The organism is Luteolibacter flavescens (genome assembly GCF_025950085.1).
GTDB lineage: Bacteria > Verrucomicrobiota > Verrucomicrobiia > Verrucomicrobiales > Akkermansiaceae > Haloferula > Haloferula flavescens.
Genome location: NZ_JAPDDS010000027.1, coordinates 1 through 11,587, shown reverse-complemented (window position 1 = coordinate 11,587; position 11,587 = coordinate 1). Strand labels below are relative to the sequence as shown.

The 11,587-nt window shown below is 64.1% G+C and carries 12 protein-coding genes; 6 read left to right on the top strand and 6 right to left on the bottom strand.

The window, feature by feature from the left end; all coding sequences use genetic code 11:
• Positions 1 to 127 precede the first annotated feature (127 nt).
• From OKA04_RS24805 to OKA04_RS24240, 3 genes are all read left to right on the top strand, one after another.
• Positions 128 to 595, top strand: a complete 468-nt coding sequence (locus tag OKA04_RS24805) for a helix-turn-helix domain-containing protein (protein ID WP_425503712.1) — start codon at positions 128 to 130, stop codon at positions 593 to 595.
• Positions 529 to 1,065 (top strand): IS630 family transposase, encoded by a 537-nt coding sequence (locus OKA04_RS24245; RefSeq protein ID WP_343226923.1) that lies wholly within the window; start codon positions 529 to 531, stop codon positions 1,063 to 1,065. The genes OKA04_RS24805 and OKA04_RS24245 overlap by 67 nt, the downstream gene beginning before the upstream one ends.
• A gap of 292 nt (positions 1,066 to 1,357) precedes the next feature.
• A complete protein-coding gene (locus OKA04_RS24240) occupies positions 1,358 to 1,717 on the top strand; it encodes a hypothetical protein (protein ID WP_264503822.1) in 360 nt (119 codons plus the stop codon).
• Positions 1,718 to 1,948: 231 nt separating this feature from the next.
• Here the strand turns inward: OKA04_RS24240 and OKA04_RS24235 are convergent, their stop codons facing one another.
• Positions 1,949 to 2,116 carry a hypothetical protein gene (locus tag OKA04_RS24235; RefSeq protein WP_264503821.1) on the bottom strand — a complete coding sequence of 56 codons (168 nt, stop codon included), beginning with the start codon at positions 2,114 to 2,116 and terminating at the stop codon, positions 1,949 to 1,951.
• A 610-nt stretch (positions 2,117 to 2,726) separates the two neighbouring features.
• Here OKA04_RS24235 and OKA04_RS24230 point away from each other — a divergent pair.
• On the top strand, positions 2,727 to 3,662 hold the full coding sequence (locus tag OKA04_RS24230) for an IS110 family RNA-guided transposase (protein WP_264503820.1): 936 nt from the start codon (positions 2,727 to 2,729) through the stop codon (positions 3,660 to 3,662).
• A gap of 259 nt (positions 3,663 to 3,921) precedes the next feature.
• Positions 3,922 to 4,764, top strand: coding sequence for a Cof-type HAD-IIB family hydrolase (locus OKA04_RS24225; RefSeq protein ID WP_264503819.1), 843 nt, complete (start codon positions 3,922 to 3,924; stop codon positions 4,762 to 4,764).
• 778 nt (positions 4,765 to 5,542) lie between these two features.
• Here OKA04_RS24225 and OKA04_RS24220 read toward each other — a convergent pair.
• The 5 genes from OKA04_RS24220 to OKA04_RS24200 all read right to left on the bottom strand — a co-directional run bounded on the left by OKA04_RS24220 (position 5,543) and on the right by OKA04_RS24200 (position 10,578).
• A complete protein-coding gene (locus OKA04_RS24220) occupies positions 5,543 to 6,184 on the bottom strand; it encodes a hypothetical protein (RefSeq protein WP_264503818.1) in 642 nt (213 codons plus the stop codon).
• A gap of 700 nt (positions 6,185 to 6,884) precedes the next feature.
• Positions 6,885 to 7,175 (bottom strand): hypothetical protein, encoded by a 291-nt coding sequence (locus OKA04_RS24215; protein WP_264503817.1) that lies wholly within the window; start codon positions 7,173 to 7,175, stop codon positions 6,885 to 6,887.
• Between the two features lie 206 nt (positions 7,176 to 7,381).
• A complete protein-coding gene (locus OKA04_RS24210) occupies positions 7,382 to 7,780 on the bottom strand; it encodes a hypothetical protein (RefSeq protein WP_264503816.1) in 399 nt (132 codons plus the stop codon).
• A gap of 858 nt (positions 7,781 to 8,638) precedes the next feature.
• Positions 8,639 to 9,394, bottom strand: coding sequence for a LytR/AlgR family response regulator transcription factor (locus OKA04_RS24205; RefSeq protein ID WP_264503815.1), 756 nt, complete (start codon positions 9,392 to 9,394; stop codon positions 8,639 to 8,641).
• Positions 9,395 to 9,399: 5 nt separating this feature from the next.
• Positions 9,400 to 10,578 carry a sensor histidine kinase gene (locus OKA04_RS24200; protein ID WP_264503814.1) on the bottom strand — a complete coding sequence of 393 codons (1,179 nt, stop codon included), beginning with the start codon at positions 10,576 to 10,578 and terminating at the stop codon, positions 9,400 to 9,402.
• Between the two features lie 767 nt (positions 10,579 to 11,345).
• On the opposite strand from OKA04_RS24200, the gene OKA04_RS24195 reads away from it, so the two are divergent.
• Positions 11,346 to 11,587, top strand: a 242-nt coding sequence (locus OKA04_RS24195; protein ID WP_264503813.1) for a hypothetical protein, incomplete at its 3' end; no start/stop codon positions are given.

Genomic DNA, 11,587 nt, shown 5'->3' with positions numbered 1-11,587 from the left:
GTCCTCATATTTGGCGGCGGTCCAACTGCGCTGTGCGCTTATGTGGGCGGAAATCTTGTGACGACACCGTCTAGAGCATTTTAAATGATTATATAGCCTTTTCAGTCCTCTCCTGACATCGTCGTGAATGCCCACGATCTCACTCGATCTGCGCCAGCGCATCATCAGCGCCTGCGACCGCGGTGGCGCCACACGCGCCCAGATCGCCGAGCGCTTCGAGGTGTCCCTTGGCATGGTCAAGAAGCTCCTCGCCCAGCGCCAACACCTCGGGACCATCGAACCGCTCCACCACCGCAGCGGTCGCAAGCCCGTCATCCTCGCTTCCCATCGCCGCGAGATGCGTGAGATCCTCAGCAAGACCCCGGACCTCACCCTGGAAGAGATCAAGGCGCACCTTGGGCTTTCCTGCACCATCCAGGCGATCCATCTCGTCCTCGCCGACATGGGCCTCACATATAAAAAAAGAAGCTCCGGGCCGCCGAGCAATCACGCCCCGATGTCGCCCGTGCCCGCAGGAACTGGCGCAAGATCCGGGAAGGATTCGAACCCTCGCGCCTCGTCTTCCTCGACGAATCGGCGGCGAAAACAAACATGACCCGCCTGCGCGGACGCTCGCCGCGCGGCAAGCGCCTGCATGCCGCCGCTCCCTGCGGCCGGTGGAAGACCACCACCATGATCGGCGCGGTGCGCCAGGACGGCAGCACCACCTGCATGACGGTGGAGGGCGCGGTCAACGCGGAGATCTTCCGGACCTACATCCGCGACATCCTGCTGCCGGAGCTTCGCCCCGGTGACATCCTGGTGATGGACAACCTCGGCTCCCACAAGGACAAGGAAGCGCTCGGACTGTTGGAGTCCGCCGGGGTGAAGGTGCGGTTTTTGCCCGCCTACTCGCCGGATTACAATCCGATCGAGCTGATGTGGAGCAAGGTGAAGGCGCTGCTGCGCAAGGCGGAAGCCCGGACACCCGCCGAGTTGCTGGTGGCCATCGGCGATGCGCTATCGCGGGTGACGAAGAAGGACGCCACGCACTGGTTCTCACACTGCGGTTATGGCTTTATTTAAAATGCTCTAAGCGACGGACTCTGAGGTCCTGGACAATCCCGGCCTGAAGGCATCCGCTGCGGGCGGGGGAGGCCACCCCCGCCCGCATTCTCCCGGAGCGTTGGCGAAGGAAGCACAAAGGGGTGCTTCCGGCGATCCGCCGCGGGTGACTTCCTCCGACGAGCTTTGTAAGGGCCCATTCTCGGAAGCCACCCGCGGCGGATCAGGGGTTTTTTGGTGGCATTTCTGAACATACAGGACAGGCCTGCGAAGCAACCCATCCAGCCCGCCCCACCTCACAAAACCCAAGCCCATGCACCCAGCGGCAAGCCCCCGCCCCATCCACCGATGGCAGACCTTCTGGTGGGGCATCCTCGTCCTTACCTTCCTCTTCTGGGCGTGGCATCGCTCCTACCGCAATCATGACGAAGCCGGCTTCACCTTTGCTGACCACGCATACGACTACCTCAGCACCGACGCCACCCTCTCCCTCTTCATCATCCACCCCGCAGGCTTCGGCACGAACTACGAACCGCGCCTGCCCCACCACCCCATCGAGCTCCAGATCATCCGGCACGGCACCCACTTCACCGCCCACATCTACCACATCGCCTGGTGGCTCATCCTCACCATCCACTTCCGCCTCACCCTCCCGGAAAGCACCACCTCCTAGCCCCACACTGGGAACGCGGAATTCATTCCGCCCGAAACAAAGCCGCCGCAGGCGGAGCGCTGGCTTCAGCCGGCGAGTATCTTCTCCCCACCACCCCCTTTGCCTCCTCCACGTCTCGCCGGCTCCAAACCCTCCCCCACACTCCGCGGTAAATCAGCACCAGCCCCCTTCGCGACCTTCGCGTCTTGGCGGTTCTAAATCCCTCCAACCCGCACCAAGCCCCCGGCCTACCTATCCTCCCCCAGCAATCTCCACGCGCACCCCTGCACCCCGCTGCAGCTTGTCCACCCGTCCCTGCAGTCGCTCGATCTGCCGGTTCATCATGCTATAGATCAGCTTCGCCAGCACCGTCACCACGGTCGGCAGCTCCACATTCGCCGCACTCTCCAAGCCATTCATAGCATCATCAAGAAAATCATCCACCCCCACAAAAGCCAAGGGACCAGGATGAATAGGATTGATGGGATAAGAAACCCAAGAAGCCCCAACCGCACAGCCCATCCCTGCCTTTTCATCTGTGTCAATTCGTGTCCATCTGTGGTCAAACTACTACATCCACAGTAGCACCATCAGCGACCCAATCAAGCCCACCACCCACCCTCCGGCACATCATCCCACCCCCTCTTCATCTGCGTCCATCCCGTCCATCTGCGGTTGAAAAAATCCACCCAGCCCCAGCCTCTTCATCCCATCCATCCTGTATGTTCAGAAATGCCACCAAAAAACCCCTGATCCGCCGCGGGTGGCTTCCGAGAATGGGCCCTTACAAAGCTCGTCGGAGGAAGTCACCCGCGGCGGATCGCCGGAAGCACCCCTTTGTGCTTCCTTCGCCAACGCTCCGGGAGAATGCGGGCGGGGGTGGCCTCCCCCGCCCGCAGCGGATGCCTTCAGGCCGGGACCGTCCAGGACCTCAGAGTCCGTCGCTTAGCTTATGGCCGTCGGCTTCCGCTCCCGGTTCAATGCTCGAACCACTGAATGGGTCTTTGAACCCGCATCGCAAGATTGAGCCATGAACCACCACACCATTACTACCCATGTCGGCATCGACGTGTCAAAGGCACGCCTCGACGTCCACATCCCCGGACAGCCCCACCTGCAGGTCGCCAATTCCACCGGCGGGCTGGAGGATCTCTTCGCCGCGCTCGCCGGCGTGGCGTCGCCCCATCTCGTCTGCGAGTCCACCGCAGGCTATCAGAAGCTCCTCGCCGGCGCGTGTCTCCGGCGCGGCGTGCCGGTCTCGGTCGTCCAGCCGGCGCGGGTGCGCTATTTCGCCCTCGCCGCGGGCATGCTTGCCAAGACCGACCGCATCGATGCCCGGCTCCTGTCCACCTACGGAGCCACCCTCACGCCCCCGGTGATGATGGAACCCGATCCCGATGCCGTCGCCCTGCGCCAGATGATGGAAGCCCGCCGGGTGATGGTCGACCTCGTCACCGACACCAACAACCGCCTCGAGCACGCCGAAGGATTCCTGCGCCAGATGTTGCTCAAGCTGCTGCGCTCGACCCAACGCCTGCTCGACCAGGCCGACGCCCGCATTGCCAGCCATGTGGCCTCATCCGCCCGGCTGGCAGGCAAGGCGGCGCGGCTGTGCGAACTGAAGGGCGTGGGGCCGGTGGTCGCCCACACCCTGCTGGCTTTCCTTCCTGAGCTGGGGACGCTGCCGGACAAGACGGTGGGCTGCCTCGCGGGCGTGGTCCCGCATCCCAAGGACAGCGGCAACAGTTGCGGCAGGCGACGGATCCGCGGAGGGCGCAAGGAAGTGCGCCATGTCCTCTACATGGGTGCGCTTTCGGCGGCGCGATCCAACCCCGTGCTGAAGGCATTCTACGACCGGCTCATCGCGACGGGCAAACCCGCGAAGGTGGCGATCGTGGCGGTGATGCGGAGAATGATCAGCGTGCCGAACAAACTGCTGGCGAACCCTGATTTCGTCCTTGCCTGAAAACACCACTGCTTGGTCCAAAAAACCACCTACCCCTATCCAATCCTCCAACAACCCAAATTCCCATCCCCTCTTCATCTGCGTCCATCCGCGGTTGAAAAATCCACCCGTCACGACCCTACCTTGCCTCTTCATCCCATCCATCCCGGCCCAAGTCCTCCATTGATCGCCGATCACCCCACCCTTCATTCCCCCAAGTTATCACCACGATGAAAAATCAGCACTACCGTCATCGCCCCCGCCCCGCTACCCTCCCCCCATGACCGCCACCCATGACACCGACACCCCCATCCGCCTCGCCGCCATCGACCTCGACGGCACCCTCCTCGGGCCCGACCACACCATCAGCCCCGAGAACCACGCCGCCATCCAGCGCCTCGCCGATGCAGGCGTCGAGATCGTCCTCGCCTCCGGCCGCCACTACCGCTCCATGGCCCCCTTCGCCCTCCAGCTCCCCACCGTCCGCTGGATCGTCTCCTCCCAGGGCGCCGAGGTCGCCAGCGCCGACCGCTCCCACATCGTCGCCCAGCAATTCCTCCGCGAAGACGACGTCCGCACCCTCATCCACGCCGCCGACACCTCGCGCCGACCCGACGGAGCACCCGCCTACACCACCGTCTACTACACCGCCGACGAAGTCTTCACCGATCTCCCCGAGCCCGACGACCTCATCCGCCGCTACACCTCCCTCGCCGGCCGCGTCCCCCTCCCCATCCCCGCCGCAGACCTCCCCGGCATGCAGGTCCAGAAGGTCATCTGGATGTCCGACGACCAGAGCATCCTCGACCTCCGCGCCGCCGACCGCCACCTCGCCTGGGGCCTCCAGGGCCTCCAGACCATGGACTACATGTATGAATTCATGCCCCTCGACACCAGCAAGGCCTGGGGCCTCCAGATCCTCGCCGACTCCCTCGGCATCTCCCCCCGCCAGGCCGTCACCTTCGGCGACGGCGAGAATGACATCCCCATGTTCCAATGGTCCGGCCACTCCTACGCCATGCCCCACGGCTGGGAAAATGCCAAGCGCAGCGCCCGCCACACCGCCCCCGAAGGCCCGCCCGAGACCGCCTTCGCCCGCGCCGTCCACCACCTGTTAGGCTGACCTGTTAGAAGAGCCGCCGAAGGCGTCCCCCACCTGGGAGCGCCGGTCATCAGACCGGCCCGCCTCACCCCGCGCCCCGCTCGTCCCTCAAAAGGCCACATCGCATCTCCGTGGGAAGCCCGCCCCACCACCCCCTGGGAGCACGGGCCACTGGCCCGTTTCGACAGACCGACGAACCCACCAAGAGCGCCCACCCCACCAAATCCCCCCACTGGGAACGCGGAATTCATTCCGCCCGAGTCCTCTAACAAAGCCGCCGCAAGCGGAGTGCTGACTTCAGCCCGCACAAGCCCCCACGAAGCTAAGACACACACTCGCCGACCAAAGCCAGAGCCCCGCTCCGCAGATCCCCCGCAAAACCACCACCAACTACTACATCCACCGTACATCCCCGCCAGAACGATCGCCGCCACCACCATCTCAGGGCCAAAGGCCCGGCCATCCCTCAGCCCGGGCCATCGGCCCGGGTATGGATGCGTGAATGATGGCGGCCTGAAGGGCAGCGATAGGGGTTGGGTTGTTCATCGGTGACGAAGGCCGATGGTGTTTGGTGGATGATCCGAGGGGCGTATTGGTGGATGCGGTCGTTCCCCTTATCGCTGCCCTTCAGGCCGCCGATGGGGCGGTGCCGGTTACCCGGGCCGCTGGCCCGGGCTGAGGAATCGCCGGGCCTTTGGCCCTGAAAACCCCGATCACCCAGCCCCGCCACCACGTCCGCCCGATTTCCGATTTCCGATTTCCGATTTCCGATTTCCGATTTCCGATTTCCGACCTCCGCTCACCAGTCGCTCCACTCCCTCGCCACCTTCATCATTCCCTCCACGCTCACCGTCCTCACATCCACCGACTCCTCCAGCTTCATCCCGAATTCCTCATCCATCTCCGTCACGAATCCCCCCACCTCCCCCGGCGGCAGATTCATCTCCCCCACCAGCGACCGCCCCAGATCCGCCTCCTTCAGGCCAAAGCGCTCCATCGCCCGCTCCCGGATCACCCGCGCCGCCGCCTCCCCGCGCAACCCCGCACCGCCCCGCGATCCCTTCCGCTCCTCCGGCCCCAGCATCTTCCACCGCCGCTGCGCCCGCGCAAAAAGCACCAGCGCGCACCACCCCGCCACCACGTGCGGCAGCATTCCCAGCACGATGCCCATCAGCACCCGCGGCAGCACCCCTACCCCATTCATCCTGACGAACTCCCACGATCTCACCCACAACGACGCCATCAACACCAGATAGAACCCCGAAACAATCGCCAGCAGCAGATAGCGCTTCCGCCCCCGCGTGAGGAAGCCCACCACCGTCAGGCTCAGCAAGGCCGCACCGAATAAAAGCCCCGCCAACTCCAGCCCCACACCCGCCCTCAGGATCGCGCGCCCCACGCCCAGCATGATCAGCAGCCCCAGCAAAGCGCACCCGTCCACTGCAGCATCCGATCCCGCGACTCATCCTCCGCCGGCATCACGCTCGCCCCCAAACCCTGCACCCCACCCGATGGCGGCGCATACGGATTCGCATTCACCATCCCAATCCCCTTCACCCGCCCCTCATCATCCCCGCGCTCCTTATTCATCATCATCTCCCCATCCTCTACCAACCCCGCCCACCCCCTGACAAGCCCCCCATCCCCCCCGGGAGCGCCGGTCATCAAGACCGGCCCGCCTCACCAGCACGCCCCCCCTGGGAGCACGGGCCACCGGCCCGTTTCGACAGACCGCCGAACCCACCAGAAAACTCCGCTTCACACTCACACTCCCCCACCGGGAACGCGGAATTCATTCCGCCCGAGCTCTCTAACAAAGCTGCCGCAGGCGGAGTGCTGACTTTAGTCGGCACGTAGCCCCCACGAACCAAAGGCAAACACTCGCCGGCTAAAGCCAGCGCTCCGCTCCGCCAATCCAAAAAACCAACCACTCAAAACCCATCTATCCATCCTCGTCACCACCCATTTCCCCTCCAAAGAATCACAACACCCATTGATATCTGCACCCTCACCGCGCAGATTGCCCACCCTCAAAAAAGGAACATCTCAAACCCCATCCCCCCACACACCTCCCCCACCAGACAAACACCGCCCCCAAGCACCAACGCCACATCACCGTGGCACCGCACCACCGCCAAGCATCACCGTGGCAACGGCGTCACCGGCTCACCCGGCACCGGCGTCTCGATCGGCGTCAGCGGTGCCGGCACCGGCAGCACGTCCAGCGGTCGCGGATCGCCCTCGCCCTGACGATCCTGCACCCCACGCACCACCACCGCCACCACACAGATCAATGCCGCCGTCAGCATCGCCGCGATCAAGATCCACGCCGACCTCGCCCGCACATCCCGCCCCTGCAGCAAGATCACCTCCCCCGGCCGCGCACGATCCCCATCCACCTCATCATGCGCCACACGTCGTATCGCATTCATCCCACCCACCACGCACGACCCGTGCCGGAGGCCGGAGATCGGAAATCAGAGATCAGAATTCGGATATCAGGGGTCAGGGGTCAGGGGTCAGGGGTCAGGGGTCAGGGGTCAGGGGTCAGGGGTCAGGGGTCAGGGGTCAGAGGCTCTGAAATCTCAAATCCAAAATCCGAAATCCCAAATCTGAAATCCGAAATCGAAAGCCCCCCTCACAAAACCGGACCCGACCCACCGCCTCCCGGCCCATCATCCGCAAATCGATCCAGCCCCTCGTCATCGTATCTTCCCCGCCGATCCCTCCGCCACTGCGAGATCGCCAGCAGCGTCAGCCCCGCGATATTCGCCAGCGTCAGCACCAGCATCGGCCCCTCGGACCTGCGGAATTCCGTCATCGCCGTCCGCGTCCACGCCTCCGCCACATCCATCCGTGCGCGCACCAGGCCCATCACCGTCTGCAGGTCCTCCGTCTTTCCCCACGGCGCATCCAGCACCTCCCGCGTCTCCTCGAAGGCCGACTCCCACGGCGGCACCTGTGCATTCGCCCCCGCCACCAGCCACACCACCGTGGCCAGATTCACTCCTAGTAGCATCACCGTGAAAACCCTCATGAGACAGCGCCCCCCATGATGGCCGCTCATCGCCCCCCGGGGGATAGACCTCATAACCTCTCCCAGCCCCCCCGTCCACATGAATGCCACCCACTACGCGATAGCGGAATACGAGCCACACCCACACACTGGGAACGCGGAATTCATTCCGCCCGAGCCACCCCTGCCGCTGCATTCATCAACCACAGATCAATACTGACGCACACAGATGAAGAAATGATGATCAATCGGGACATCCAGCATCGAAGCAACGCAAAATCGAAAGACCCAAGACCAACAAAAGGCCAGCAATAAGAGCGCCTCTCCTGGGAGCGCCGGTCATCAGACCGGCCCGAAGCAGTTGTCGCTGCCGCAGGAAACAAAGTGCCCCCGGGTGAAGCCCCGCCCCTGCTGCCCACCTTGCACCGCCCCTTCCCCCATCAGCGCACCACCCACCCAACAAAAGCGGGCGAGCCTCCCCGAGTCCGCAAGGGGTCATCCATCCACAACCATAGCAGCTTCGAGCCGGCCTGATGACCGGCGCTCCCAGCCCTTTCCATCAACCCCATCCTACTACTACCTTCCTAGTAATTTCCACCACCCCACCCCTCTTCGCCTGTGCCCACCCGTGTCCATCAGTGGTCGAAAAATTCCATCCCCTCACCCCCAGCACCCTACCTCCCCATCCCATCCATCTTGGTCCCAAAAAACCTCACCCCACCCGATCAACAACAACCCCAATTCCCATCCCTTCTTCATCTGCGTCCATCCCGTCCATCTGCGGTTGAAAAACCCACCAGCACCCGACCTCTTCATCTTATCCATCCCATCCATCCCGGCCCAAAAAACCCACCCCACCTACTACCCTCATAGTAGCCATCACAACGAATTCCTCTCCCGGAAGACCTTCGCCTGCCGCCGCGACAGCTCCACCGTCGCCCCGCCCTTCAGCGTCAGCTTCAGACCCCCGCTGAACCACGGCTCCACCGCCTGCACATGCTGCAGATTGATGATCTGAGACCGGTTCGCCCGGAAAAAATACTCCCCCGGCAGCCGCGACTCCAGCACCGAGAGCGAGCGCCGTATCACCGGCGTGCCATCCTCCAGCCACACCTTCGAGTACGCCCCCAGCGACTCCGCCCCGATGATGCTCCCCACCGTGATGTACGCGATCCGCTCCGTGCTCCGCAGCAGCACCCGGTCCTGCAGCCCCAGCGGCCGCGATGGCGCATCCAGCCCGCTCTCCCCGGCATCCGCGCCCTCGCCACCCGCCTCGCTCCCCTGCTCCATCACCCGCCGCAGCGCCAGCTCCAGCCGCTTCGGCGCGATCGGCTTCAGCAGGTAGTCCACCGCGCCGAATTCGAATGCCCGCAGAGCATACACATCATACGCCGTCGTGAAAATCACCCGCGGCGCCTCGCCCCCCAGCGAATCCAGCAGCTCGAATCCCGTCTCCTCCGGCATCTGCACATCCAGGAAAACCAGGTCCAGCCCCTGCCCCAGCGCCTGGATCCTCTCCCGCGCCTCCACCGCATTCGCCGCCTCCCCCACGATCCGTATCTCGGGAAATCCCCCCAGCAGCCGCGCCAGCTCCTCCCGCGCATGCCGCTCGTCATCCACGATCATCGCATTCATCACCATCATACCCCTGCCTCCACATTTGGTCTAACATTAACTCCAATCTCACCCTCCCCGTGCTCCACCGCCGGCCAGTGCGCCTGCGCCACCACCTGCTGATCCAGCTCGAAGATCTCCACCGACGCCTCATTCCCGTACAGCAGCTCCAGCCGCTGCCGCACATTCGCCAGCCCCGTCCCCGCGCTCGCCACCGCCCCCGTGCCCGAGCCCCCCAGGCTCCCGCCATTGATCACCCGCAGCCACAGCCGCCCCGACTCCAGCCACACCCGGTAGCACACGTCCGCCCCCGTCCGGCTCTGGTCCAGCCCGTACTTCACCGCATTCTCCACCAGCGTGTACAGCAGCATGGAGGGTATCCTGCGGCTCAGCAGCTCCCCCGGCACATCCGCCGAGATCCTCAGCCGCTCCTCATGCCGCAGCCGCTCCAGCGCCACGTATGACTCCACAAATTCCAGCTCCCTCGCCAGCGGGATCGTATTCCGGCTCACCGTGGAGAGCGAGTGCCGCATCATCTCCGCCAGGTGCGTTATCGCGTCCCGCGCCGCATTCGGATCCTTCTGCACCAGCGACCGCAGCAGGTTGAAGCTATTGAAAAGGAAGTGCGGGTTCAGTTGGTTCCGCAGCGTCGAGAGCTGCATCTCCTTTGACGATGCCAGCAGCCGCACCCGGTCGATCTCAGCCCGATGACTTATCTCCCGGAAGCAAAAGGTGACGAAAAAACTCCCCCACATCATCAGGATCGCCGCATTCCTCACATAGTCCATCATGAACCAATGCGCCTGCACCCCCAGCGGCTTCCCCGACCAATCCTTCGTCAGCGGATGGCAGATCGCCGTGATCACCAGCCCGCCCGCCAGGCACGCAGGCAGCCCCCGCGCGAAAAGCCCGCTGCGCTCCAGGCGGAACCAATCCTTCGACCTCGCCAGCCGCGCGATCGCATGCGACGCGATCATGAAGAGCGCGATCTTCCCCACCTCCACCATGATCGGCTTCCACTTCGCGAAGAAGAGATTCACGATCAAAAGATACCCCCCCAGGAAGCCCCACGCGAAGAGCTGGAAGCGCCAATAGGCCCGCCTCTCCATCCACCCCGTCCCCCCCGCGCCGGAGCCCGTGTTGCCGCTCGCGCTCGAGCCCCCCATCGCAGCCGCGTCCTGCCCCGCCCCCTCGTTTGGAGACATCCAGGCATCGTCATCACCCTCTTCCGCCCTGCGGTCGCTCTGCATTTTCGCCCCAGCATAGCCCCCGCCCCCCGCCTGTCCATGGAGAAGCCACCAACGGCCACCCCACCCCCGCGAGCGGTCGAAAAGCGACACCGACCCACCCCCACACCACCACGAACGGCAAGCCCACCCCACCCACCTGGGAGCGCCGGTCATTAGACCGGCCCGAGCCCACCCACAGCCCCCACTGGGAACGCGGAATTCATTCCGCCCGAGCCCTCTAACAAAGCTGCCACAGACTACCTGCCGACTTCCGTCGGCACTCCGCCCTCCATCACAAAAGCAAACGCAAAGACCACACACTCGCCGGCCAAAGCCAGCGCTCCGCTCCGCCAATCCCCCATCCCACCACCACACCCCAAGCCCATCCACCTCCCTTCATCACCCATCACCCTCCTTCCATCATCCACCCATCCCCTCTTCATCTGCGTCCATCCGTGTCCATCTGCGGTTGAAAAACTCCACCAGCCCGAAACTACCCACCCCCTCAATCTCCAATCTCTCAATCCCCCCAATTTCATCACCCACCCCCCATTCCCAACCGCTCACCCCCCTCCATTCGCCGCTCGCGCACATTCCGTGGCCCTCCCGCCATCCTCTGCTTCCGTGATGACCTCCCCGCAGGTCTCAGCGGTCACCGGTCCCATCCCAAACCACCGTCACCTGCCACGGCGAGAAACCCCATCGAAAGCAAACGAACCAAACCGACACATCCCATTAAAAAAATGAAAGCCACCGTCATCATCCTCGCCGCCGCCGCCGCCGCCCTCGCCCTCCCGATCGCCACCGCCGCCCCTGCCATCGACACCACCGCCACCATCTCCGGCGGCGACCACAAGAAGAAGGACAAGGACAAGGAGGAGAAGGAAGAAGAGACCCTCCTCGCCGGTGACAAGAAGAAGAAGGACAAGGAAGAGAAGGAGGAAGAAACCCTCCTCGCCGGTGACAAGAAGAAGAAGGACAAGGA